We start from the raw sequence: 23,865 nt of genomic DNA on the forward strand, positions 1-23,865 counted from the left end.
GGACGTGCTTGGATGCCCCTGATGCCCGTCATGTCCGTGAAGGCCCGGTTGATCACCCTCCTCATGGCTGTGGTGGCCCTCGCCGTCACCCTGGCGTCGTCCGGGCACCCCGGGCCGGTCCCGTACGCCGAGGGGTTGGTCGAGCGTGTCGACGTGGGCGACGTCCAACCGTGGCCGGACTCGGTGCAGGGTGCGCCGGTGGACGTCGCCGACGCGGTGGTGGTCGGGAGGTTCACCACGCAGGTGCTGCTGGTCGGATTCTTCGACCAGCGCGAGCTCGCCGACGTGGCCGACGAGCTCGTCGCCGTCGAGCGTGTCGCGCTGTTCCTGAACCGTCCGGTGTTCACCGAGCGCTCCGGCTGGGCCGTCAGCCTGGACTGGAGCCTGCTGGGGGAGGTGTCCGCGGACGAGGCGGTGACGTGGCCGGTGCTGGACGCGGCGCGCGCGGCGGAGGAGGAGCGCCGCGACGGGGAGGCGCTCCCGCCCCAGCGGCAGGGCAGGACGCCGGGGAGCCTCCCGGTCGACGTGTTCACGCTGGAGGATCTGCGCTCCGGAGCCGGGTGAGGGGTTCGACGTCAGGACTGTCGACGGTCGCGCATCTCGGCACAGACCACTGTGTTGCCCTATACACAATGGTTTGGGCCTCATGTCCGTTTCATGATAGCGCGGACGGCCCGGTGGTGCCCGACGTCACCGGGCCGGCGGCGCGCGGGGGTGTCCGGGGGTGACGCCCGGTGCTAGCGTCCGGCGCAGAGTCCGCGACCAGGACTCCCGGACGAGGGGTGCCGTACCCGGAGCGCGACAAGACGGCATCGGGGAGTGGTGGTCATGTCCTGGATCCTGCTGGTGGTCTCCGGCGTGCTGGAGGCCGTGTGGGCGACCGCGCTGGAGCGCTCCGAGGGCTTCTCGCGCCCGGTGCCGTCGATCGTCTTCGCCGTCTCGCTGACCGCCAGCATGGCGGGCCTGGCGTTCGCGCTGCGTGAGCTGCCGGTCGGCACGGCCTACGCCGTCTGGGTCGGCATCGGCGCCACGCTGACCGCCGGGTACGCGATGTTCACCGGCGCCGAGCCGGTCACCGTCGTGCGCGTCCTGCTGATCCTGGGGATCGTCGGCTGCGTCGCCGGCCTGAAGTTCGCCGGCCACTGACGTCGGTGACAGAACGCCGGCAGGAGGGGACCGGCTCCCGTGCCGCGGGCCGGCTCCCTTCGCTCAAAATGACATAATGTACATTATCGGCCCCTTACCGGATCGGCCGGACGACCGCTGCGAGCCCCGAGATCCGCGCCTCTCGTGCTGGCTAGCCTGGTGCGCGTGACCCTCCGCCCACGTCGGGACGCCGACCTGCCCGAGCTCGTCGAGCGGCTCGACGAGACCCACCGGCTCGACCGGTACCCGGTGCGCCCCGCCAGCGTCCGCGTCGGCTGGCTCACCGCGCACGACGGGCCCGCGTTCGTGGCGCTCGTGGCCGGACGCCCGGTCGGCCACGTCGCCGTCCATGGCCACGGTCCGTGCGAGATCGTGCGCTTCTTCGTCGCGCCGACGGCACGAGGCCGTGGTCTGGCGGGTGCGCTGCTCGACCGTGCCGTCACCGCGGCGCGGCTGCGGTGCGACGACGTCGTGCTGCAGGTCATGGAGCACAGCACCGCCGCGATCGCGTTCTACGAACGGCGCGGCTGGCGACGCACCGGTGCGTCCACCATGGACTGGGACGACGCAGGCCGGTCCTGCCACTGGTACACGGCGCCGTGACCGGCTCCCGGCCGCGGCCGGCCGGGCGGGGGTGACACGTGCCCCTGCCGGCCCCGGCGCCGATCTTTCATGACACGGCGTCCTCTCCCCCGGGATCTGGACAGAAATTCTGTGAATTCTCCCAATTGACGCTCAATTTACGTGAGATTGATGCGCAGGAAGCATTCACCTGATATTCAGGTTCTGCAGTCCGTCCAGCACGATGACGTCGTCGGAGGTAGCAGAATGCCAGGCAAACGGATCATCAGCGGGGCCGCGGCGGCCGCGCTCGTCGGAGGGCTCCTCGTCGGAGGGGCTTCAGTGGCCGGGGCGCACCCCGGCCACGACTTCACCGGAGACAGCAAGCCGCTCAAGGAGCGCTACTTCGACAACGGCGTCGTCGCCGACGTCAGCCCCGGCGGGGTGCCCATGGAGGCGATGTCGGGCGAACGGTGCGAGGACGGCATGGCGGCCGACCTCTTCCCCTGCCAGAAGGTCGACCTCGCCTCGTTCACCCCGTTGCAGGACCTCGGCGCGACCCACCTCAACGACATCTGGGGCTGGGAGGACGACGAGACCGGCATGCAGGTGGCCATCGTCGGCACCTTCGAGGGCACCGCGTTCGTCGACGTGACCGACGGGGAGAACCCGGTCCTGCTCGGCACGCTGGGAGCCGTGAACCCGGACGACTCCGGGAACATCTGGGGTGACGTGCGGGTGTTCGAGGACACCGCCTACATCGTCACCGAGTCGTTCGACATCAGCACCTACGACCGTGCCACGGGCTACCTGGAGGGCAACGGCGTCCAGATCGTCGACCTGACCCAGTTCCGTGGTGCGACCGGCGAGATGGAGGTCGTCGAGGAACCGCGGATCACCGACTTCACGCAGAGCCACAACGTCTCGATCAACACCGACACGGGCCGGCTCTACGTGGTCGGCGCGGTCTACTCGGTGAAGAACGAGTGCGCCGTCGATCCCCCGGCCGGGTACCCGGCCGTGTACAGCGGCAGCGGTGGCGCGATCGTCTACGACCTCAACGGCGACCCGACCTCCCCGACCCTGGTCGGCTGCCTCAACGACGACGGGTACTCCCACGACATCCAGTGCGTGGTCTACCACGGCCCCGACGAGGACTACCAGGGCCGTGAGGTCTGCATCGGCTCCAACGAGGACACCGTCACGCTGTACGACGTCACGGACATCGACGACCCCGTCGTGCTGTCCCGCCTGCCCTACGACGCCGCGGCCTACACCCACCAGGGCTGGCTCAGCGAGGACCACCGGTTCTTCTTCCTCGGCGACGAGATCGACGAGCTGGCGGGCACCGTCAGCGAGCGCACCACCTACATCTGGGACTTCACCGACCTGGACGACGCCGAGCTCATCGGCATGCACAGCGACGGCAACACCTCGATCGACCACAACATGTTCGTCAAGGACGGGCTGCTGTACCAGTCGAACTACACCTCGGGCCTGTGGATCTACGACGCCTGGAAGGCCGAGCAGGGCCGGGTGACGTCGCGCGGCTTCTTCGACGTCTTCCCCTCGGACGACCGCACCGACTTCTTCGGCACCTGGGGCAACTACCCCTACTTCGGTGACGGGAAGGTCGTCGTGACCAGCAGCGACGAGGGTCTCTTCGTCCTGCAGTCGCGGGCGAAGAGCTCCTCGCAGAACAACGGCATGAAGCCTGCGATGTAGCAGGCACGCTGAACGAGCGTCGCGCGGGTCGGACCGGTCACGGTCCGGCCCGCGCGGTCGTTCCACCCGCACCTCTCCCCCGGCGGCCGCGACGGCGAAAGGTCGGATCCCGGACCAAGGTCCCGGCCGGGAGGGACGAACGCGGGTACCGCTGCATGCGCCGCACTCCTAGCGTGGACGGTGTCCGTCGGGGCGCCTCCACGAGGAGGCGCCCGGCGGGCACGGGACCGGGGAGAGCCACATGCGTACCGTCGTCGTCACGGGGTCCGCGTCCGGGATCGGGCGCGCGACCAGAGATCTGCTGCAGTCGCGCGGGCACCGGGTGATCGGGGTGGACGTGCACGACGCGGACGTCGTCGCCGACCTGTCGACCACGGACGGTCGCGCGCGGCTGGTCGAGGGCGTCCGCGAGCTGGGCGACGGACGCCTCGACGCCGTCGTCGCCAACGCGGGCCTGGCCCACGAGTCCCCGGCGACCGTGGCGGTCGACTTCTTCGGTGCCGTGGCGACGCTGGACGGGCTGCGCGACCTGCTGACGGGTTCCACGGCGCCGCGCGCCGCCGCCACCGCCTCGATGGCGGGGCTGCTCGGCGCGGACGACGAGCTCGTCGAGCGGTGCCTCGCCGGCGACGAACCCGCGGCGCTGGAGCGAGCCGAGCATCTCGTGACGTCCGGGCGGGGCGGCATGCTCTACCCGAGCGCCAAGAGGGCGCTGTGCCGGTGGGTCCGGCGGCACGCCGCGACGCCCGAGTGGGCCGGCGCCGGCATCCCGCTGAACGCCATCGCCCCGGGCATCGTGCGGACGCCGATGGTCGCGGACCTCATCGCGACGCCGGAGCAGCGTGACGCGATGGCGCAGGCGGTCCCCATGCCGTTGAACGGCTACATGGACCCCGAGGTCCCGGCACGACTGCTGGCCTGGCTCGTCGACGAGGAGAACTCGCACCTGTGCGGACAGGTCGTCTTCGTCGACGGTGGCTCCGACGTCGTCCTGCGCGGCGACACCACCTGGTAGCGAGAGAGGGCATCACCATGACCAAGGACGACAGCACGGGCGCCGTCACGCCGGCGTCGGACAACCCGGCGGCCGCCACGGTACGCCGCACCTGGGAGGACATGACCCGGGACCTCGGTGCGCTGTGGCCCGCACGGTGGGACTGGCCGTTCGGCGAGGGGACGTCGCCCCGCGACACGTCCCCCGTGAGCGGGTTCCCGCTGCGGGTCGAGGAGTTCCGTGAGGACGGCGACCTCGTGGTCCGCGCGGAGATCCCGGGCATCGACCCGGACGAGGACGTCGAGGTCACCGTCGACAACGGCGTGCTGAGGATCTCGGCGCACCGCGAGGAGCGCACCCGCCAGGAGGGCGACGAGTTCCGCAGCGAGTTCCGGTACGGCAGCTTCGAGCGCCGCATCCGGCTGCCGCAGGGCGCGGACGTCGCAGACGTGGCCGCCACCTACCGCGACGGTGTGCTCGAGGTGCGTCTCCCCCTGCCGGCGGAGCGTCCTGAGACCCGGTCGGTCCCCGTTCAGCGCACCTGACCCGCGGCGGTCCGACGCAGCGCCTGCTGCGCGCGGGCCAGCGTCCGGGCGACCTCGTCGTCCGGACGGGCACCGAGGACCGCGAACGCGACGATCTGCAACGGGATCGTCCCGCGGAACGCGTCGGCCCGGCGCACGGTGCCGGGGTCCGCGAGCGCCTCGACGTGCGGCCACAGGCCGAACGAGGTCGCGACGGTGGCGACGTCCTCGGCGGGGTCCTCCCGGGCGGTGAGGTCCCAGTCGATCACTCCGCTGACGCGGTCGCCCGACCACAGGACGTTGCTCGCCCCGAGGTCGCCGTGGTTGAGGGTGCGGGGGGCGTCCTCGAGGGCGGCGAGGGCGTCGATCCGGTCCTGGGCGTCGGCGCGCAGGTCGGCGTCCAGCAGGGGCACGACGCGCTCGCGCAGGGTCTGCTCCCAGGCCGCTCCCCCGCAGAACGCCCGTCGTGGTGCCAGGTGCTCGGTGACGGGCGCGGTGTCGACGGCGTGCACGGCGTCCAGCAGCTCGCGCAGCACGCCCGGGTCCGGCGTGGCGGCCGGTGCCGTGCTGCCGTGGAGGCGCCGGGTGGCGACGGCGGTGTAGCCGTCGATCTCGACGGCCTCGCCGAGCGACCGCGGCACGGCGAACGGCAGGTCGGGCAGCGCGTCCACGAGGCGTCGGGCCCGCAGCACCTCTCCCCCGGCCTGGCGCTGCCGGGCGACGCGCACGGCGACCCGGTCGGTGAGCGCGACGACGGTGGCCGAGCCGTGCTCGACCCAGGTGACCTCGGTGCCGGGCGGTTCGTCGGCGGCCGCGAGCGCCGCGGTGGCCAGGGCGTCGAGGGTGGCGCGCGGGGGGCGCGCGTAGCGGGTCTCCCAGGTCATGGCGTCAGGTCGGGGTGCGGGTCAGGCGGATCTCGGTGACGCCGTCGTCGTCGACGGTGCCGGCCCCGTCGGGGGTGAAGCCCTGCTTGCGGTAGAAGGCCTGGGCGCGGGGGTTGGGGTCGGCGACCCACAGCGCGGCGGCCTCGTCGGGGGCGAGGACGGCGTGCAGCAGGTCGGTGCCGGCGCCGGAGCCGTGGTGGGCGGCGTCGAGGTAGAGCACGTACAGCTCCCGGGCCCAGGCGGCGTCCTCGTCGCGGGGGATGCCGGCCAGCGCGATGCCGACGACCTCCCCGTCGGCGGTGGCGACGGCGGTGCGGTGCCCGCGCTCGTCCTGGTGTGCCAGCAGATCGGTCCACAGCCGCTGGCGGGCGGGCACGAAGCCGGGGTCGTCGAGCACCCGGTCGGGCATCAGCCCGCGGTAGGTCTGCTGCCAGCAGCGCACGTGCACGCGGGCCATGGCGGGGGCGTCGGCGGGGACCGGGGGGCGGACGGTGAGCGCGGGTCCGGGGGCGGGCATGCGTCATGCTCCCACGTAGTCGGCCAGGTGCTTCCCGGTCAGCGTGGCGCGGGCGGCGACGAGGTCGGCGGGGGTGCCCTCGAAGACCACGGTGCCGCCGTCGTGCCCGGCGCCGGGGCCGAGGTCGATGATGCGGTCGGCGTGCGCCATGACGGCCTGGTGGTGCTCGATGACCACGACGGTCCTGCCGGCGTCGACGAGGCGGTCCAGCAGGGCCAGCAGGTGGGCGACGTCCGCCAGGTGCAGGCCGGTGGTGGGTTCGTCCAGCACGAGCACGCCGCCGTCGTCGCCCATGCGCATCGCGAGCCTCAGGCGCTGGCGCTCGCCCCCGGACAGGGTGTTCAGCGGCTGGCCGAGCCGCAGGTAGCCGAGCCCGACGTCGTGCAGGTGTCCCAGGATCGTGCGGGCCGCGGGGACCTCGGCGTCGGTGGTGCCGAAGAAGTCGTGGGCCTGCGCCACGGAGAGGTCCAGGACGTCGGCGATGTTCTTGCCGCCCAGGGTGTACTCCAGGACGGCGGCCTGGAACCGGCGGCCGCCGCACTCCTCGCAGACGGTCTCGACGGTCTCCATGAAGCCGAGCTCGGTGTAGATGCGGCCGTTGCCCTGGCAGGTGGGGCAGGCGCCCTCGGAGTTGGCGCTGAACAGCGCGGGCTTGACGCCGTTCGCCTTCGCGAAGGCCTTGCGCACCGGGTCGAGCAGCCCGGTGTAGGTGGCGGGGTTGGACCGGCGCGAGCCCTTGATGGCGCCCTGGTCGACGACGACGACGCCCTCGCGCCCGGCGAGGTTGCCGTGGATCAGCGAGCTCTTGCCGGACCCGGCCACGCCGGTGACCACGGTGAGCACCCCGGTGGGGACGTCGACGTCGACGGCGCGCAGGTTGTTCTGCCTCGCCCCGCGGATCTCCAGCGCACCGGTGGGTTCGCGCACGGTGTCCTTGAGGCGGGCGCGGTCGTCGAGGTGGCGGCCCGTGAGGGTGTCGGCGGCGCGCAGCCCGGCCACGTCGCCCTCGTAGGTGATCGTCCCGCCGTCGCTGCCGGCGCCGGGGCCGAGGTCGACGACGTGGTCGGCGATGGCGATGGTCTCGGGCTTGTGCTCGACCACGAGCACGGTGTTGCCCTTGTCCCGCAGGTCCTCGAGCAGGGTGTTCATGCGGGCGATGTCGTGCGGGTGCAGGCCGCTGGTGGGCTCGTCGAACACGTAGGTGACGTCGGTCAGGGCGGAGCCGAGGTGGCGGATCATCTTGACCCGTTGCGCCTCTCCCCCGGACAGCGTGCCCGCGGGTCGGTCCAGGGAGAGGTAGCCCAGGCCGATCGCGACGAAGGCGTCGAACAGGCGCGCCAGGTTGGCCACCAGCGGCGCGACGCCCGGGTCGTCGACCTCGCGCACCCAGTCGGCGGCGTCGGTGATCTGCATCCGGGCGACCTCGGCGATGTTCCTGCCGTGCACGGTGGCCGAGCGGGCGGCGTCGTTCAGGCGGCTCCCCTCGCAGGCCGGGCAGGGCGCGAACACGGCGGCACGCTCGACGAAGCGGCGCACGTGCGGCTGCAGCGCGTCGGGGTCCTTGGAGAAGATCGACTCGCGCAGCTTGGGGATGAGCCCCTGGTAGGTCATGTTCATGCCCAGGGCCTTGATCTTGCCCTTGTCCCGGTACAGGAAGTCGTGGCGCTCGGTGGCGGTGTAGTCCTTGATCGGCTTGTCGCCGTCGAGGAACCCGGACTCGGAGAACCCGCGCACCATCCAGCCGTCGGCCTTGTAGCCGGGCACGAGGATCGCGCCGTCGTTCAGCGACCGCGACTCGTCGACGATGACGGACAGATCCAGGTCGGAGACGGTGCCGCGGCCCTCGCACTCGGGGCACATGCCGCCGAGATAGACGGCCTCGCGCACGATCTTGGTCGTGGTGCCCCCGCCGGCGGCCTCGGTGCGCATCACCCCGGAGGCGCGCGAGGTGGGCACGTTGAAGCTGAACGCGGCGGGCGGGCCGACGTACGGGTCCCCGGCGCGGCTGAACAGGTGGCGCAGCATGGCGTGGGCGTCGGTGACCGTGCCCACGGTGGAGCGCGCGTTGGCGCCCAGGCGCTCCTGGTCCACGACGATCGCCGTGGTGACGCCCTCGAGCTCGTCGACGTCGGGGCGGGGCAGGGACGCCATGAACCCCTGCAGGAACGTCGGGTAGGTCTCGTCGATGAGGCGGCGCGACTCGGCGGCGATCGTGGCGAACACCAGCGAGCTCTTGCCGGACCCGGACACGCCGGTGAACACGGTCAGGCGGCGCTTGGGCAGCTCGACGGACACCTCGCGCAGGTTGTTCTCCCGCGCGCCGACCACCCGGATGCGGTCGTGGCGGTCGGCCGGGTGCACCGCGGCGCCGGGCGCCGGGCGCGGGGTCGTGGTGGTCATCGCGCCGGCCCGACCTCGTCGATGCGGACCATGTTCCCGGCCGGGTCGCGGAACGCGCAGTCGCGCACGCCCCACGGCTGCTCGGCCGGCTCGGACACGACCTCGGCCGCGGCGCCGGCGACCCGGGCGAAGGTCGCGTCCAGGTCGGTGGTGGCCAGGATGATCGACTGGTAGGCACCCTTGGCCATCAGCTCGGCGATGGTGCGGCGCTCGTCGTCGGTGATGCCCGGGTCGGCGGCCGGCGGGGCCAGGACCAGACGCACGCCCCGCTGGGTCGGCGACATGAGCGTCAGCCAGCGCATGTCCCCCGAGCCGACGTCCTGGACGAGCTCGAAGCCGAGCAGGTCGCGGTAGAACGCCAGCGACGCCTCGGGGTTGGTGTGCGGCAGGAACGTGGTGTGAATGGCGATGTCCATGCCGACCACGCTAGGCATCACCGGGGGGCGACGCTTCTCGATTCCTGATCGGTCGGCGCACCTGCTTGGTCACGCAGGACGGCAGCTCGGCCGCTCCGGCGGTGCGGGCCCGACGCCGGTACTCCCCCGGCGGCATCCCCACCAGCTCGGTGAACCGCGTGGTGAACGTGCCCAGCGAGGACGCGCCGACGGCGAAGCACACCTCGGTCACGCTCAGGTCGCCGCGGCGCAGCAGCGCCATGGCCCGCTCCACCCGGCGGGTCATCAGGTACCGGTACGGCGGTTCGCCGAAGGTCTCGGCGAACCGGCGGCTGAGGTGCCCGGCGGACATGCCGACGCCGGCCGCGAGCGCCGTCACGTCCAGGGGTCGGGCGTGCTCGCGGTCGATGCGGTCGCGCACGCGGCGCAGCAGCACCAGGTCGTGCAGGTGCTGGTCGTGGGCGCTGCGGGCCATGGCCCCGATGGTGCCACCGTCGGGGCGGGTGTGCGCGGCACGGGCGGTTCAGTAGCCGGTGTAGCGCCCGGGCCGGTGGTTGAGCGCCACCAGGAAGTTCAGCAGCACCGCCCCGAGCGCGGACAGCAGCACCGTGGTGGCGGGCACGGCCGCGAACGCGGACAGCACCACGGCGGTGTCCAGGACCATCAGGACGTACCCGGCGCGCCAGCCGAGGCGGTCCTGGGCGATGAGGGCGGCGATCATGAAGCCGCCGAGGCTGGAGCGGTGCCGGAACAGGATGAGCAGGCCGACCCCGCACAGGATGTTGCCGGCCAGCACCGCGTACAGCGGGGGCAGGTCGAGGGTCCCGAACACGAGCGGGTGCAGCTGGGACAGGCCGGCGACCAGCGCGATGGACAGGCCGGTGCGCAGGGTGAAGTCCCAGCCCTTCTTGCGGATGGCCAGCAGGAAGAACGGCAGGTTCACGGCGGCGAACAGCACGCCGAAGGGCACCGGGGCGACGTAGCTGACCAGCAGCGACAGCCCGGCGGTGCCGCCGGTGACCGCCGAGACCGAGCGGAGCAGGAACAGCCCGAGGGAGACCACGAAGGTGCCGGTCAGGATGCCGAGGGCGTCCTCGACCGGGGAGTGCTTGACCCCGGCGGGGGCGACGGGCTGGTCGGCGGGGGCGGGCGGTGTGGCGGTCATCGGCGGGTCGGGTCCTCGTGGGTCCGGTGCGGCGGGCGGGGCACGGGGTCGCCGTGCGCGTGCCATGGTGCCACGTCGCCGGTGCGCCGAGGGTGACGGCCGGGCCGCCTCAGGGGGAAGGCGGTCCGGCCGTCGGGGTCGCCGGGCGCGGGAGGGGAGGTGCGCCCGGCGGGCTGCGCGGTCCTCAGGCGCGCATGTCCATCACGACGCGGCCGTCGATGGCGCCGGCGAGCATCTCGTCGAAGATGTCGTTGACCTCGCCCAGGGGCCGCACCGTGTAGGTGGGCTCGACCTGGCCGCGGGCGAAGAAGTCCAGCGCCTCGGCCATGTCGGCGCGGGTGCCGACGATGGAGCCGCGCACGGTCAGGCCGAACAGGACGGTGGAGAAGATGTCCAGGCCGAACTCCTCCGGCGGCAGGCCCACCAGCGCCACGGTGCCGCCGCGGCGCAGCCCGCCGACGGCCTGGCCGAAGGCCTTGCCGGCGACCGCGGTGACCAGGCCGCCGTGCGCTCCCCCGCCGGTGATGTCGACGATGCGGGCGGCGGGGTCGTCGGCGGTGGCGGCGTTGACGGTGGCCTCGGCGCCGTGCCGGCGGGCCAGGGCGAGCTTGTCGTCGGCGACGTCGACGGCCAGCACGCGCATGCCCATGGCGCGGGCGTACTGCACGGCGAGGTGGCCCAGTCCCCCGATGCCGGAGATCAGCACCCACTGCCCGGGGCGCACCTCGGACTGCTTGAGGCCCTTGTAGACGGTCACCCCGGCGCACAGGATGGGGGCGGCGGCGGCCAGGTCGACGCCGGCGGGGATGATCGGGGCGTAGCGGGCGTCGACGAGCATGTACTGCCCGAAGGAGCCGTCCACGCTGTAGCCGCCGTTGGTCTGGTCCGGGCAGAGGGTCTCGCGCCCGGTCTGGCAGAACTCGCACTGGCCGCACGCGCTCCACAGCCAGGCGTTGCCCACGGTGTCGCCGACGGCGAGGCGGGTGACGTCCTCGGCCACGGCCACGACCTCCCCCACGCCCTCGTGGCCGGGCACGAACGGCGGGGCGGGCTTGACCGGCCAGTCGCCGTGCGCGGCGTGCAGGTCGGTGTGGCACACGCCCGAGTAGAGCACCTTCACCAGCGCCTGGCCGGGGCCGGGCTGCGGGAGGTCGACGTCGGTGACCTCCAGCGGGGCGCGGAACGCGGTGACGACGGCTGCCTTCATGCTCATGGTGACCTCCTGGGTCCGTGTGGTAATACCATGCTACGCCTTGTGGTCGGACCTCACCGCCGCCGGCGATGTGGCGTGCGTCATCCCTGGCCTGCGGGCATCAGTTGCTGTAGAGTAACGGTTACTGATGAGCAACATTGTTGATCCCCACAGCGCGCTCGACGCCCTCGGCGACCCGACCCGGCGGCAGATCGTCGAGCGCCTGCGGCACGGACCCCTCCCGGTCGGCGACCTGGCCGCCGCGCTGCCCGTCGGGCGCCCCGCGGTGAGCAAGCACCTGCGGGTGCTGGCCGACGCCGGCCTGGTGCGGCATACCGCGGTCGGCACCCGCCACCTGTACTCCCTGGCCCCCGCCGGCCCGGACGCCGTGCGCTCCTGGCTGGCCGCGCAGTGGGGCGGGGTGCTGGAGGCGTTCGCCGACCACGTCGAGCACACCGAGCACAGGAGTCAGCCATGAGCGTCGAACCGAGCCTCGCACCCGTCGAGTGCGAGGTCCTCGTCCCCTGTCCCCCGGCGCGGGCCTACCGCCTGTTCGTCGACGACCTCGGCACCTGGTGGCCGCTGGGCACGCACAGCGTCTTCGGGGCCGAGGGCACCGTGGCCGTGACCGACGGCCGCCTGGTCGAGACCGGCCCGGACGGGGCCACCGCCGTGTGGGGCACGATCACCGAGGCCGTCGAACCCGAGGTGCTGGAGTTCACCTGGCACCCCGGCGCGGACCCCGACACCGCGACCCTGGTGCGGGTCACCTTCGCCGCGGCCGGGCCGGGCGGCACCCGCGTGCGGCTGGTGCACACCGGCTGGCAGGCCCGGCCCGACGGCGCCGCGGCCCGCGCGGGCTACGACCGCGGCTGGCCGGGGGTGCTGGACGCGCTGGCCGCGGCCGCCTGAACCGGCCGGCCGGTGCCGTCGCCACCGGCCCGCCCGCGCGCGTCGGCGTCGAGGCGGGCGCGCAGGTGGGCCGCCAGGCGCACGGACGCCTCGATCTCCGCGCGCCGGATCGAGACCGACTCGACGTTGAAGCCGTACGGGATGCGGTGCCGCGTGCAGAACTGGGCCAGGTCCTCGGCGATGGCGACGCACTGGTCGTAGCTGGTGGAAAGCGGGTCGTCGGTGTGCCGCAGGTCGTTGCGCATCCAGCCCGGCACGTGCACGCCCAGCCACTCCAGGAACTCCAGCGTGCGCGCCGAGCCGCACACGGACAGCGTGAACACCACCGGCACCGTGGCGGTGCCCGCGTCGCCGCAGGCGTAGTGGTAGTCCGAGACCATCGACTTGGCGGCGCCCACGTCGTAGACGACCTGGGTGACGAAGAAGCTCACGCCGGCGGCCTGCTTGGCGCGCATGCGCTCGTGCTCGTCCCCGCGCGAGGCGTGCCGCTCGGGGATCGCCACCCCGCCCAGCGGCAGGTCCGGGGCGTGCTCGCGGCGCAGCCGCTGGGCCTGGGACAGCGTGGTGCGCACCGCGGCGTCCGAGGAGGAGGCCCCCACCAGCACGGTGCGCACCCGCTGCGGGTCCTGGGCGGCGAACCAGTCCGCGAGCGCCGCCGGGTCGTGCTTGCCGGCGCTGCGGTAGACGATCACCGGCCGGTCCCAGGCCTGCAGGTGCCGGGCGTGGAAGTCGCCGGGGTCCAGGGTGGGCAGGTACGGGAACGGCCGCTCGGCGCTGGTGCGGTCGGACTCGTCGTCGATGTCGTAGATGACCAGGGCGTCCAGGTCGAGCCCGCGCAACCGGGCGCAGGTGCGGTCGGCGATGCGCTGGGCCTCGGCGGGCTCGGTCGAGCGCCGCGGCGGCGTGATCGCGAACAGCAGCCAGGGGCGCGGCGGGTCGGGGGCGGCCATGCGTCCACGCTAGCCGCGCCCGCGCCGGGGTGCCGGGCGGTGCGGCACTTCTGCCGATCAATGTCACTCTTCTGCCTGCCTGGTGCTGACAAGTGGCGCGCCCGGCGTATAAGTTGAGCGGAAGTACACAATGTCGTCCGCGCAAGGGAGCGCCATGACCACCTCGACCCGTCCTCGCCGCATCGTCTCCGCGCTGGCCACGTCCGCCGTCGCCGTCGGGCTGTGCTCGGCGGCCACCGCCCCGGCCGCGGCCGCCGAGCCCGGGCTGGAGGAGATCCTCGTCGTCGGCAAGACCCTCGGGTTCCGGCACTCGCACATCGACGAGACCACCCACGCCCTGATCGACCTCGGTGCCGAGCACGGCTACGAGGTCGACGTGTGGGACCCGCCCAACGACTCCGGCGGCTGGTGGGGGCCCGGCTCGGCCGGCCAGCCGGACCTGACGATGGACAGCACGCCGTTCACGACCGCCGCGGACCTGGCCCGCTACGACTCGATCGTGTTCGTCTCCCCGGTGGACAACACCAACAACCTCGACCCCGCCCAGCCCCGGCTGCTGGACGAGACCGAGATCGCCGCCCTGCAGGGCTACGTCCACGCCGGTGGCGGCGTGGTCGGCCTGCACGCCGCCACCGACACCATGCACACCTCGAGCTGGTTCACCCGGCTCATCGGCGGCGGGGCACGGTTCGCCGGGCACCCGCGCCAGCAGACCGCCACCATGCGCGTGGAGAACCCGGCCCACCCCTCGATGACGGACGTGCCCGCCACCTGGGAGCGCTGGGACGAGTGGTACAACTACACGCTCAACCCGCGCGGCGAGGTCCAGGTGCTCATGACCCTGGACGAGGACACCTACGACGGCGGCACGATGGGCGACGACCACCCCATCGCGTGGTGCCAGAACTTCGAGGGGGGCCGCTCCTGGCACCAGGGCGCCGGGCACGTCGACGAGGCGTGGTCGGACCCGACGTTCCTGACCTCGGTGCTGCGCGGCATCCGGTGGACGGCCGGGACGGTCAGCGGCGGCGGCGACTGCGTCACCTTCGGCGAGGTCGACGCCCTGGTGGCCGACCTGCCCGCCGCCACGGCGCGCGACCGGGTCGCCGTGGACCAGCTCGAGCGGCGGCTCGCCACCGCGCGGGCGCAGGCCGAGGCCGGCGAGCACGGCGCCGCGGTGCGCACGCTGCGCCCGGCCACGGCCCTGGCCGACGCGCTCGTGGCCGACGGCGCCACCGCCGGGCACCTGTCCGGCAAGGTCGCCGACCTGGTCACCTGGCAGCAGGCCCTCGCCACGACGTCCTGACCCGCCGCCCGCCGGCCGCGACGGTGCGCACCGCCTCGGCCACGGACTCGGCCACCCGGTGGTCGAACACCCCGGGGATGACGAAGGCGCTGTTGAGCTCGTCGTCGGCGACCACCCCGGCGATCGCCAGCGCGGCCACGCGCATCAGCTCGTCGGTGATCTCGGTGGCGCCGGAGTCCAGCAGGCCGCGGAACAGCCCGGGGAAGGCCAGCACGTTGTTGATCTGGTTGGGGTGGTCCGAGCGGCCGGTGGCCACCACGGTGGCGTGCTCGGAGGCGGCCACCGGGTCGACCTCGGGGGTGGGGTTGGCCAGCGCGAACACGATCGCGTCGTCGGCCATGCGGGCGATGTCGGCGCCGGTGAGGATGTCCCCGGCGGAGACGCCGATGAACACGTCGGCCCCGGCCAGCCCGTCGCGCAGGGAGCCGGTGAACCCCTCGGGGTTGGTGTGCTCGGCGATCCAGGCGCGGTGCGGGTCGCCGTGCTCCTCGCCGGGGTGCAGCGCCCCGGTGCGCCCGAAGGCGACGATGTGCCGGGCGCCCTGGGCGCGCAGCAGCCGGATGATGGCGTTGCCGGCCGCGCCCACCCCGGAGACGACCACGCGCACCTGGGAGATGTGCTTGTCCACCACCTTCAGGGCGTTGACCAGGGCCGCCAGCACCACGATCGCGGTGCCGTGCTGGTCGTCGTGGAAGACGGGGATGTCGAGCTCGGCGCGCAGCCGGGCCTCGATCTCGAAGCAGCGCGGGGCGGCGATGTCCTCGAGGTTCACCCCGCCGTACACCGGGGCGAGCGCCTTGACGATCGCGACGATCTCGTCGGTGTCGGTGGTGTCCAGGCACACGGGCCAGGCGTCCACCCCGCCGAACTGCTTGAACAGCGCCGCCTTGCCCTCCATCACCGGCAGCGCCGCGGCCGGGCCGATGTCGCCCAGGCCGAGCACCGCCGTGCCGTCGGTGACCACCGCGACGGTGTTGCGCTTGATCGTCAGCCGGCGCGCGTCCTCGGGGTTGTCGGCGATGGCGGTGCACACCCGCGCCACGCCCGGGGTGTAGGCGCGCGACAGGTCGCGCCGGGTGGTGATCGGGGACTTGACCGCCACCTCGATCTTGCCGCCCAGGTGCAGCAGGAACGTCGAGTCCGACCACTTGAGCACGTGCACGCCCTCGAGCTCCTCGAGCCGCGCCGCGATCCGGTCGCCGTGCTCGGCGTCGACGGTGTCGCAGGTCAGGTCCACGACCAGGCCGTGCGCGGTGGAGTGGGCGACGTCGACGCCGGTCACCGCCGCCCCGGTGTCCGCGACCGCGGCGACCACGGTGCTCGAGGCCCGCTGGGAGGCCGGGACCTGCACGCGCAGGGTGATGGTGTAGCTGGGGCTGGGCAGGGCCACGGTGCTTCCTTCCGCGACGGCCACGGTGCCGCCGGGTCGAGGTCGGGTCGGGGCCACAGTATGGCGCGCCCGCCACCCCGGCGCGCACCCCCGTCCCGCGGGTCGATATCGTGCCCCGATGACGTGCGAGCCGCAGGGACCCGACCCCGCCGTCCGCGACGTCGTGGCCGGCTGGCTCGGACCCGTCCGCGTCGTGGCCGCCCACTCCCGGGGATCGACCGGCACCGGCGTGTGGCAGGTGCGGGCCGCCGACGGCACCCTGGCGGCGGTCAGGCGCTACCGCGACGTGGACGGGCGTTTCGGGCGCGAGCTGGCCGCGCACACCGAGGTCCTGGACGACCTGACCGGCCAGGACCGCTTCCCCCGCCTGCTCGGCGCCGACCGCGAGCAGCGCCTGCTCGCGCTCGGCTGGCTGCCGGGGCGCCCGGCCGAGGGGCACCCCGCCGCGGAGCGGCCCGAGACCTACCGGCAGGCCGGGATGCTGCTGGCCCGGCTGCACGCGACCGGGTCGCGCGTGGACGGCGACTGGGAGGCCGCCCAGGACGCCCGCACGCTCGCCCTGCTCGACGACGACCACCGCATCGCGCCCGCCGCGGTGGCCGCGCTGCGCCGCGCGATCGCCGCGCACGAGCACCCGCCGGTGCGCGTGGTGCCCACCCACGGCGACTTCGTGCCCCGCCGCTGGCTGCTCGACGACGCCGGACTGCTGCGCGTGGTCGGCTTCGGGCGGTACGGGTGGCGCCCGCCGGTGGCCGACCTGGCCCGCCTGGACGCCCGGGAGCTCACCGGTCGGGCCGACCTGCGCGCCGCCGTCGTCGAGGGCTACGGCGCCGACCCCTTCCACGGCCCGACCTGGCGCCGGGCGCGGCTGCGCGAGGCGGTCCGCACCGCCGTGCGGGCCCACCGGGCCGGGGCGCGCGCCCTGGAGGCCCGCGGCCACCGGCTCATCGACGCGGCGCTCGCCGACGCCGCGGCCGACGCGCCGGCGGCCGCCTGCTGAGGCTCAGCGCCAGCCGAGCTGCGGGGCCACGTGCCGCACCACGTTCTCGATGACGTGGGCGTTGTAGTCCACCCCGAGCTGGTTGGGCACCGTCAGCAGCAGGGTGTCCGCGGCCGCGACCGCCGTGTCCCCGGCGAGGTCCGCCACGACCTGGTCGACCTCCCCGGCGTAGGTCTTGCCGAACCGCGCCCGGCCGCCCTCGAGCATGCCCACCTGGTCGGTGGAGCGCGTCTCCAGGCCGAAGTAGGCGCGGTCGCGGTCGTCGGTGATCGGGAAGACCGACCGGGACACCGACACCCGCGGGGCGTGCGCGTGCCCGGCCGCGGCCCAGGCGTCGCGGAACCGCCGGATCTGCTCGGCCTGCAGCTCGTGGAACGGCACGCCCGTGTCCTCGGTCAGCAGCGTCGAGCTCATGAGGTGCATGCCCTGGGCCGCCGCCCACTCGGCCGTCGCCCGCGAGCCCGCACCCCACCAGATGCGCTCGCGCAGGCCCGGCGCGTGCGGCTCCAGGCGCAGCAGGCCCGGCGGGTTGGGGAACATCGGGCGCGGGTTCGGCTCGGCGAACCCCTGGCCGGACAGCAGCTCCAGGAACCGGGCGGTGTGCCGGCGGGCCATGTCCGCGTCCGACTCCCCCGGCGCCGGGACGTGCTCGAAGTGCCGGTAGCCCTCGATGACCTGCTCCGGGCTGCCGCGCGAGATCCCCAGCTGCAGCCGCCCGCCGGCGATGAGGTCCGCCGCCCCGGCGTCCTCGACCATGTAGGCGGGGTTCTCGTAGCGCATGTCGATCACCCCCGTGCCGATCTCGATGCGGCGCGTGCGCGCCCCCACGGCCGCCAGCAGCGGGAACGGGCTGGCCAGCTGGCGGGCGAAGTGGTGCACCCGGAAGTAGGCGCCGTCGGCACCCAGCTCCTCGGCCGCCTCGGCCAGCTCGATCGACTGCGCGAGCACGTCCGCCGCGCTGCGGGTGGCCGAGGACGGGTGGTCGGTCCAGTGGCCGAAGGACAGGAAACCGATGTGCTTCATGTCCATGACAACCGATGGACCGGCGCGGCATTCCCGGGTGCGATCCGCCCCCACCCCTCCTAGCGTGGGGTCATGCTGCTCGCCCACGACGTCACCGGCACCGGTCCGCACGCCCTCCTGCTGCACGCCGGGGTCGCCGACCGGCACATGTGGGACCCCGTCATGACGGGTCTGAGCCAGGTCTTCCGCGTCCTGCGGCCCGACCTGCGCGGCTTCGGCGAGACCCCGCTGCCCGCCGAGGACTACGTCGACGCCGACGACGTGGCCGAGGTCATGGACGCCTGCGGCATCGAGGACGCCGTCGTGGTCGGCAACAGCCTCGGCGCGCGCGTGGCCCTCGAGCTCGCGAGCCGCCACCCCGACCGCGTGCGCGAGCTCGTGCTCATCTCCCCCGCCTACCCCGACCTGCCGCCGAGCGCCGCCCTGCGCGACTTCATCGCCCACGAGGAGACGCTGCTGGACGCCGGGGACCTGGACGCCGCCGTGGCGCTCAACGTCGACACCTGGCTGGGGCCCGACGCCGACGACGAGACCCGGGCCGCGCTGGCACGCATGCAGCACCGCGCCTTCGACATCCAGCTCGCCGCCGAGACCGACGCCCACGCCCGCGGCGCCGCCGCCGGCACCCCGCGACCCGTCGACGTCGACCTGCACCGCATCCACGTGCCCACCCTCGTGGTCACCGGCGGCCACGACATGGACCACTTCCGGGCCGTGGCCGCGCGCCTGGTCGAGTCCATCCCCGGCGCCGAGCTGCTCGCCCTGGACTGGGCCGGGCACCTGCCCACCCTGGAGAACCCCGACGCCATCGAGCCGCTGCTGCTGGACGTGCTGCGCGACGACCCCACCGTGCACGCTCCCTGAGACTCCCCGCGCCGCCGTCACACCCGCGCAACACGCGCCAGGGATGATGGCCTGCGTGAACATCGCCGTCGACTCCCCCGCCCGCGCGGACGTGCGCGCCCTGCTCGAGGAGCACCTCGCCGAGATGCACGCCACCTCCCCGCCGGAGTCCGTGCACGCCCTCGACCCGGTGGCGCTCGCGGGCCCGGCCGTGACGTTCCTGACCGCGCGCAGCGACGAGACCGGGCAGCTGCTCGGCTGCGGGGCGCTCAGCGAGCTCGACCCGGGTCCGGGCGGGCACGGGGAGATCAAGTCGATGCGCACCGCCCGCGGGGCGCGCGGGCTCGGGGTCGCCACCCGCCTGCTGGGCGAGCTGATGACCCTGGCCGCCGAGCGCGGGTACACCCGCGTGAGCCTGGAGACCGGCGCCGAGGACTTCTTCGCCCCGGCCCGGCGCATCTACACCCGGCACGGGTTCGTCGAGTGCGAGCCGTTCGCCACTTACGTGCCGGACCCGAACAGCGTTTTCATGACGTTCGCCTTGCCTGTCCCGCCTCCTGAGGACGGTCGCTGAACGGCGGCGTGCCGCCGTCGCGGCCCGGCAGCGGGCCGATAGCGTCAGGCGTATGCCGACGATCACCGGTTCCGCCGACCGGACCCGCACCCCGCAGGTCGGGGACGAGCGGGAGACGCTGCTGAGCATGCTCGCCTTCCAGCGCGACACGATCCGGTGGAAGTGCTCCGGGCTGAGTTCCGAACAGCTCGCCCAGCGGCATGCCCCGAGCGCGCTCACCCTCGGCGGTCTGCTCAAGCACCTGGCCGTCGTCGAGGCGGGCTGGGTCAACCTGACCTTCGCCGGCGGTGTGGAGGCGCCGTCCTGGCTCGACCAGTGGCAGCGCGAGAACGAGGGCTGGACATTCACCACGGCCGCGGCGGACTCCCCGGCGCAGCTGTTCGCCTGGCTCGACGAGTCGCAGCGCGTCACCGAGCAGATCGTGGCCAGCGCGGCAGGGCTCGACGTCCTCGCGGTGAACCCACCCGAGGGCGAGGGGCCGTACTCGCTGCGGTGGATCCTGCTGCACCTGGTCCAGGAGTACGCCCGGCACCTGGGGCACGCCGACCTGATCCGCGAGGCGATCGACGGCTCCGTGGGCGTCTAGGACCGGGCTGACCACCGGTCGGCGTTTCGCCCCCGGCCGCACACGGCGCGCCGCTAGCGTGGAAGTCGGCCCGTCGAGAGGTGGCAGCGTGGACGAGACGTTCGACCACGTCAACGGTCTGCCCTACTACGACCGCCAGGGGCGGCGGATCTCCCATGCGGAATGGCTCGACCACATGGCGGACTTCGAGTTCAGGGGGGTGGCCTTCGACGCGCTCGGCCGCTACCAGGTGTCGACCGTGTGGCTGGGCACCGACAACTGGCGCGGACTGCCCGTCGCGCGCCCGCTGATCTTCGAGACCATGGTCTTCCCGGTGCTCAAGCCGTCCCTCCCCGGCGTCAGGGGGCCGGACTACGGACCACCGTGCACGACACGGCGGTACGCCACCGAGGCCGAGGCGCTCGCCGGGCACGACCAGATCCTCGCGGAGTTCCGCATCCTGCGGGCCATGGAGGACGACCTCGCCGCCGAGCCCTGAGCAACTCGCACCGACCCTTGTCCTCCACGGCGTCGCCGCAGGTCATCGCCGTGACCGGGCCAGTAGGCTCCCCCCATGGCCTACACCGAGAAGCGCACCGGAGCCGGCGGCACGACGTCGTACGTAGGGCGCTTCCGCATCGACGGCCGTCTGCGCAGCACCCGGGCGTTCCGGGCCCGACGTGACGCGCTGGCCGAGGCCCGCCGGGCCGAGGAGGCGGGCAAGCGCGGGGACTGGGTCGACCCGCGGTCCGGCACGCTGACCGTGGCCGAGTGGTTCGAGGCCTGGCAGGCCGCCCGCGCCGACCGCGCCCCGCGCACCCTGGAGTCCGAGCGCGAACGGTTCCGGACCCTGGTCGCCCCCGCCTTCGGCCAGGAGCCGCTGCGCCGGGTGACGCACGACGACGTCGCCCGGTGGGCGGTCGAGATGCGCCCGCACGGGGCCGCCGAGCCGGCCTCCCCCGCCCGGCGTCGTGACGCGGTGCGACTGCTGGTGGCGCTGCTGGACGCCGCGGTGGACGCCCGCCGACTGACGGCCAACCCGGCCCGCACCCCCTCGGGGCGCGTGCCGTCCCTGCCGCGCGCGCCCAAGACCAAGCCGCACCGGTACCTGTCCCACGAACAGCTGCGCCGCGCGGCCGACGCGACCGCCTCCGCCCCGGCGCGCACGCTGGTGCTGCTGGCCGGGCTGACCGGGCTGCGCTGGGGCGAGGTCTCGGCCCTGCGCACCGGGGACGTGGACCTGCTGCGGCGACGCGTCACCATCGAACGCGCCTACACCCGCCTGGACGACGGCACCCTGCTGCTCGGCAGCACCAAGACCCACGCGCGCCGCGAGGTGCCGGTCCCGAGCGTGCTGGAGCCCCAGCTCGCCGAGCGGCTCGGCGGCCGCCCGGGCACCGCGCTGCTGTTCACCGCGCGCGACGGCGGCCCGCTGCGCCGCGAGTCCTTCGACCGGCACGCCTTCCGCCCGGCCGTGCGCGCCGCCGGCACCGCGGTGAGCACGCTCCAGGAGCTGCTCGGGCTGCCCGCCACCGGGATCTACGACACGACCACCCTGACCGCCGTGCGCCGGGTCCAGGCCGATCAGGACCTGCCGGTCACCGGCGTCGTGGACGCCGCCACCTGGGCGGTGCTGGTCGAGGCCGACCGCACCCGCCGCGACGGCCTGACCCGCGGCCAGAAGATCGCCCGCACGCGGCGCCTGGAGGCCGTGGCCCGCGTCACCCTGCGCGCCGGCGCCGAGGACTTCGCCCCGCTGACCCTGCACGACCTGCGGCACACCGCCGCCTCGTTGGCCATCGCCAGCGGCGCGAGCGTCAAGGCCGTCCAGCGCATGCTCGGCCACGAGTCCCCCGTCCTGACCCTGCGCACCTACGCGGGGCTGTTCGAGGACGACCTCGACCGCCTCGGCGAGTCGATGTCCGCGCAGTTCGCCGCGCACGACCCGGCAGACACTGCTCACGATGTGCTCACCGATGGTGCAGATGCACCGTTTGGGGTGGTTCACCTGACCGCCCGCGCAGCGCGCTGAACTGCGCAAACGCTCTCCGTACGGCATCCCCGCGCATTCTTGCGCACCCGCTTTGGAAAAGCGGGTGTCGGTAGTTGGTCAGGAGGAGTAACGGTAGGATCGCATCATGACTACTCCTCCTCCGGTCCTCTCGTCCGTCACACCCTCCGAGGACGACGGCCGCCCGGCGGACGACGCCGCCGACGCTCCCCCGGCACCGGTCACCGCCCGGGAGCGGGTGTTCGCCGCGGCCGACGCACTGCTGGCGGACGACGAGCCGGTGACGGTCAGCACCGTGCGCGAGCGGGCGGGGTGCTCCAACGCCACGGCCACCACCCACCTGCGCGCCTGGCGGACGCAGCGCGCCGAGGACGCCGCCGACGCGGCGCGCCTGCCCGACCTGCCCCGGTCGGTCGAGCTGCTGGTCGAGCGCGGGGTCGCCGGCCTCTGGGGGGAGGCGGTGCGACGGGCGCGCGACGAGCACGCCGAGGAGGCGGCGGACCTGGCGGAACGCGCCGCCTCGGCGCGCGAGGACGCCGTCCGGCTGGCACGCGCGGCCGATGCCGCCGGTGCCGAGTGGGACGAGGCCCGCGCCGACCTCGCCGAGGCACGGGCCGAGACCCAGCGGCTGCGGAACCTCCTGGACGAGGCCGGGCTCGCCCGCGAGCAGGCGGGCGCCGCGGCACGTCGGGCCGAGGGTCAGGCCGAGGAGCTGCGTGCCGAGCTGGCACGGGCGCACGCCGAGACCGCGGCGCTGCGCGAGGACCTCACCGCCGCGGTGGACGCCCGCTCGGCCGCGGCCGAGCAGCGCGCCGAGGCGCGCGCCGCGCTGAGCGGCGTCCAGGAGACGCTGGCCGAGGCCCGCTCCGCGCTGGAGTCGGTGCGCGGCGAGCACCGGCGCGGCGAGGACGAGCGGGCCCGCCTGGCCGCCGAGCTCACCGCGGCCCGGTCCGCGAGCGACCGGCTCGAGGGCGAGGCCGCCCGGCTGCGCGACGAGCTGGCCGCGGCCCGGTCCCGCGCGGACGACGCCGCCCGCGACGGGGCGGCCCAGGCGGCGGCCCGGGCGCGGGCCGAGGGCGAGCTCGCCGGGCTGCGCGCGTCGGCGACCGCGGCGGAGGGGACGGGGACCCCGGACACCCCGGAGGCGACGGCCTGAGCCGACGCCCGGGGGCTCAGTACCAGCCGCCGCGGGTGTGCTGGAAGATCAGGTTCGTCTCGGTCAGCGCCACCCCGGGGTTGGCCGAGAGGTTCTCGATGACGAACTCGTTGAGCACGTCCGTGTCCGGGGCGGTGACGTGCACGAAGAAGTCGTGGGCGCCGCCCAGCAGGTAGACGTCCAGCACACCCGGCAGCCTCGCCAGCTCGCGGGCGAACGCCGGCAGGTGCGACCGCGCCGCCCCCTGCATGCGCACGGCGATGACGGCCTGCAGGGGCCGGCCCGCCAGCGCCGGGTCGACGTCCGCGTGGAACCCGCGGATGACGCCCTCGTCCCGCAGGCGCCGCACCCGGGTCAGACAGGTCGACGGCGCGATGCCGACCTGGGCGGCCAGGGCGTTGTTCGGCACGCGGGCGTCCTCGGCCAGCGCCGCCAGCAGCCGGTGGTCGATCGCGTCCAGGCGCACCGCCGCGCGGGCGCGCCGCTCCAGACCGGGTGCGGCCTCGGCACGGGACCGAACATCCTGCGAACGGGATGTGCGCGAGGCTCGCGTGGACGAAGAACTCGATGCCATCCATCGACGGTACCGAAGAAACCGCTGATCTGACCGCACACACCGAACGGAGGCGTCA

27 protein-coding genes and 1 riboswitch are annotated in these 23,865 nt (G+C 74.1%); of the genes, 16 read left to right on the forward strand and 11 right to left on the reverse strand.

Features of this window, described 5'->3' with window-relative positions:
• Positions 1 to 21: 21 nt before the first annotated feature.
• The 6 genes from Q6349_RS09475 (at position 22) to Q6349_RS09500 (ending at position 4,971) form a co-directional block, all read left to right on the forward strand.
• Positions 22 to 564: a hypothetical protein gene (locus Q6349_RS09475; protein WP_304603881.1), complete on the forward strand. Its 543-nt coding sequence runs from the start codon at positions 22 to 24 to the stop codon at positions 562 to 564.
• 185 nt (positions 565 to 749) lie between these two features.
• A riboswitch (guanidine-III (ykkC-III) riboswitch) is annotated at positions 750 to 816 on the forward strand.
• A 12-nt stretch (positions 817 to 828) separates the two neighbouring features.
• The gene (locus Q6349_RS09480; RefSeq protein WP_304603882.1) at positions 829 to 1,146 is read left to right on the forward strand and encodes a multidrug efflux SMR transporter; all 318 of its coding nucleotides are present in this window, start codon (positions 829 to 831) and stop codon (positions 1,144 to 1,146) included.
• 165 nt (positions 1,147 to 1,311) lie between these two features.
• Positions 1,312 to 1,749: a GNAT family N-acetyltransferase gene (locus Q6349_RS09485; RefSeq protein WP_304603883.1), complete on the forward strand. Its 438-nt coding sequence runs from the start codon at positions 1,312 to 1,314 to the stop codon at positions 1,747 to 1,749.
• 225 nt (positions 1,750 to 1,974) lie between these two features.
• Entirely contained in the window at positions 1,975 to 3,432 is a 1,458-nt protein-coding gene (locus tag Q6349_RS09490; protein ID WP_304603884.1) for a choice-of-anchor B family protein, read from the forward strand.
• A gap of 241 nt (positions 3,433 to 3,673) precedes the next feature.
• Positions 3,674 to 4,447, forward strand: a complete 774-nt coding sequence (locus tag Q6349_RS09495; protein WP_304603885.1) for an SDR family oxidoreductase — start codon at positions 3,674 to 3,676, stop codon at positions 4,445 to 4,447.
• Positions 4,448 to 4,464: 17 nt separating this feature from the next.
• Positions 4,465 to 4,971: an Hsp20/alpha crystallin family protein gene (locus Q6349_RS09500; RefSeq protein ID WP_246246260.1), complete on the forward strand. Its 507-nt coding sequence runs from the start codon at positions 4,465 to 4,467 to the stop codon at positions 4,969 to 4,971.
• On the opposite strand, the gene Q6349_RS09505 is transcribed toward Q6349_RS09500, so the two are convergent.
• From Q6349_RS09505 to adhP, 7 genes are all read right to left on the reverse strand, one after another.
• Positions 4,959 to 5,834 (reverse strand): phosphotransferase, encoded by an 876-nt coding sequence (locus Q6349_RS09505; protein ID WP_304603886.1) that lies wholly within the window; start codon positions 5,832 to 5,834, stop codon positions 4,959 to 4,961. The two genes, Q6349_RS09500 and Q6349_RS09505, sit on opposite strands and share 13 nt — an antisense overlap.
• 4 nt (positions 5,835 to 5,838) lie before the next feature.
• Complete coding sequence (locus Q6349_RS09510; protein ID WP_304603887.1) at positions 5,839 to 6,351, reverse strand: GNAT family N-acetyltransferase; 513 nt, start codon at positions 6,349 to 6,351, stop codon at positions 5,839 to 5,841.
• Between the two features lie 3 nt (positions 6,352 to 6,354).
• Positions 6,355 to 8,751 carry an excinuclease ABC subunit UvrA gene (locus tag Q6349_RS09515; RefSeq protein ID WP_304603888.1) on the reverse strand — a complete coding sequence of 799 codons (2,397 nt, stop codon included), beginning with the start codon at positions 8,749 to 8,751 and terminating at the stop codon, positions 6,355 to 6,357.
• A complete protein-coding gene (locus tag Q6349_RS09520) occupies positions 8,748 to 9,167 on the reverse strand; it encodes a VOC family protein (RefSeq protein WP_304603889.1) in 420 nt (139 codons plus the stop codon). The genes Q6349_RS09515 and Q6349_RS09520 overlap by 4 nt, the downstream gene beginning before the upstream one ends.
• Positions 9,168 to 9,177: 10 nt before the next feature.
• The gene (locus Q6349_RS09525) at positions 9,178 to 9,621 is read right to left on the reverse strand and encodes a helix-turn-helix transcriptional regulator (RefSeq protein WP_171245802.1); all 444 of its coding nucleotides are present in this window, start codon (positions 9,619 to 9,621) and stop codon (positions 9,178 to 9,180) included.
• A gap of 48 nt (positions 9,622 to 9,669) precedes the next feature.
• Entirely contained in the window at positions 9,670 to 10,311 is a 642-nt protein-coding gene (locus tag Q6349_RS09530) for a YitT family protein (RefSeq protein ID WP_171245801.1), read from the reverse strand.
• Between the two features lie 184 nt (positions 10,312 to 10,495).
• Positions 10,496 to 11,524 carry an alcohol dehydrogenase AdhP gene (gene adhP, locus Q6349_RS09535; RefSeq protein ID WP_216077234.1) on the reverse strand — a complete coding sequence of 343 codons (1,029 nt, stop codon included), beginning with the start codon at positions 11,522 to 11,524 and terminating at the stop codon, positions 10,496 to 10,498.
• 127 nt (positions 11,525 to 11,651) lie between these two features.
• On the opposite strand from adhP, the gene Q6349_RS09540 reads away from it, so the two are divergent.
• Together Q6349_RS09540 and Q6349_RS09545 are read left to right on the forward strand one after the other, a co-directional pair.
• The gene (locus tag Q6349_RS09540; RefSeq protein ID WP_304603890.1) at positions 11,652 to 11,981 is read left to right on the forward strand and encodes a helix-turn-helix transcriptional regulator; all 330 of its coding nucleotides are present in this window, start codon (positions 11,652 to 11,654) and stop codon (positions 11,979 to 11,981) included.
• Positions 11,978 to 12,415, forward strand: coding sequence for an SRPBCC domain-containing protein (locus Q6349_RS09545; protein WP_304603891.1), 438 nt, complete (start codon positions 11,978 to 11,980; stop codon positions 12,413 to 12,415). Before Q6349_RS09540 ends, Q6349_RS09545 begins: the two co-directional genes overlap by 4 nt.
• On the opposite strand, the gene Q6349_RS09550 is transcribed toward Q6349_RS09545, so the two are convergent.
• Positions 12,364 to 13,365 carry a methylenetetrahydrofolate reductase gene (locus Q6349_RS09550; RefSeq protein WP_304603892.1) on the reverse strand — a complete coding sequence of 334 codons (1,002 nt, stop codon included), beginning with the start codon at positions 13,363 to 13,365 and terminating at the stop codon, positions 12,364 to 12,366. The genes Q6349_RS09545 and Q6349_RS09550 overlap by 52 nt on opposite strands.
• 154 nt (positions 13,366 to 13,519) lie before the next feature.
• Between Q6349_RS09550 and Q6349_RS09555 the strand changes: the two genes are divergently transcribed.
• A complete protein-coding gene (locus tag Q6349_RS09555; protein ID WP_304603893.1) occupies positions 13,520 to 14,671 on the forward strand; it encodes a ThuA domain-containing protein in 1,152 nt (383 codons plus the stop codon).
• Here Q6349_RS09555 and Q6349_RS09560 read toward each other — a convergent pair.
• Positions 14,637 to 16,061, reverse strand: a complete 1,425-nt coding sequence (locus tag Q6349_RS09560) for an NAD-dependent malic enzyme (protein WP_304603894.1) — start codon at positions 16,059 to 16,061, stop codon at positions 14,637 to 14,639. The two genes, Q6349_RS09555 and Q6349_RS09560, sit on opposite strands and share 35 nt — an antisense overlap.
• Positions 16,062 to 16,179: 118 nt before the next feature.
• Here Q6349_RS09560 and Q6349_RS09565 point away from each other — a divergent pair, with 118 nt between their 5' ends.
• The gene (locus tag Q6349_RS09565; RefSeq protein WP_304603895.1) at positions 16,180 to 17,061 is read left to right on the forward strand and encodes an aminoglycoside phosphotransferase family protein; all 882 of its coding nucleotides are present in this window, start codon (positions 16,180 to 16,182) and stop codon (positions 17,059 to 17,061) included.
• Between the two features lie 3 nt (positions 17,062 to 17,064).
• Here Q6349_RS09565 and Q6349_RS09570 read toward each other — a convergent pair whose 3' ends face one another.
• Positions 17,065 to 18,084 carry an LLM class flavin-dependent oxidoreductase gene (locus Q6349_RS09570; protein WP_304604446.1) on the reverse strand — a complete coding sequence of 340 codons (1,020 nt, stop codon included), beginning with the start codon at positions 18,082 to 18,084 and terminating at the stop codon, positions 17,065 to 17,067.
• A 72-nt stretch (positions 18,085 to 18,156) separates the two neighbouring features.
• On the opposite strand from Q6349_RS09570, the gene Q6349_RS09575 reads away from it, so the two are divergent.
• The 6 genes from Q6349_RS09575 to Q6349_RS09600 all read left to right on the forward strand — a co-directional run bounded on the left by Q6349_RS09575 (position 18,157) and on the right by Q6349_RS09600 (position 23,233).
• A complete protein-coding gene (locus tag Q6349_RS09575; RefSeq protein WP_304603896.1) occupies positions 18,157 to 18,948 on the forward strand; it encodes an alpha/beta fold hydrolase in 792 nt (263 codons plus the stop codon).
• Positions 18,949 to 18,994: 46 nt separating this feature from the next.
• A complete protein-coding gene (locus tag Q6349_RS09580) occupies positions 18,995 to 19,501 on the forward strand; it encodes a GNAT family N-acetyltransferase (protein ID WP_304604447.1) in 507 nt (168 codons plus the stop codon).
• Between the two features lie 52 nt (positions 19,502 to 19,553).
• Positions 19,554 to 20,087: a DinB family protein gene (locus Q6349_RS09585; protein WP_304603897.1), complete on the forward strand. Its 534-nt coding sequence runs from the start codon at positions 19,554 to 19,556 to the stop codon at positions 20,085 to 20,087.
• A gap of 88 nt (positions 20,088 to 20,175) precedes the next feature.
• The gene (locus Q6349_RS09590) at positions 20,176 to 20,565 is read left to right on the forward strand and encodes a hypothetical protein (protein WP_304603898.1); all 390 of its coding nucleotides are present in this window, start codon (positions 20,176 to 20,178) and stop codon (positions 20,563 to 20,565) included.
• Between the two features lie 75 nt (positions 20,566 to 20,640).
• Complete coding sequence (locus Q6349_RS09595) at positions 20,641 to 22,098, forward strand: tyrosine-type recombinase/integrase (RefSeq protein WP_304603899.1); 1,458 nt, start codon at positions 20,641 to 20,643, stop codon at positions 22,096 to 22,098.
• A gap of 106 nt (positions 22,099 to 22,204) precedes the next feature.
• A complete protein-coding gene (locus tag Q6349_RS09600; protein WP_304603900.1) occupies positions 22,205 to 23,233 on the forward strand; it encodes a hypothetical protein in 1,029 nt (342 codons plus the stop codon).
• A gap of 16 nt (positions 23,234 to 23,249) precedes the next feature.
• On the opposite strand, the gene Q6349_RS09605 is transcribed toward Q6349_RS09600, so the two are convergent.
• The gene (locus tag Q6349_RS09605) at positions 23,250 to 23,807 is read right to left on the reverse strand and encodes an Lrp/AsnC family transcriptional regulator (RefSeq protein WP_304603901.1); all 558 of its coding nucleotides are present in this window, start codon (positions 23,805 to 23,807) and stop codon (positions 23,250 to 23,252) included.
• Positions 23,808 to 23,865: the final 58 nt, after the last annotated feature.

The organism is Isoptericola sp. 178, from assembly GCF_030586525.1.
Lineage (GTDB): Bacteria > Actinomycetota > Actinomycetes > Actinomycetales > Cellulomonadaceae > Isoptericola > Isoptericola sediminis.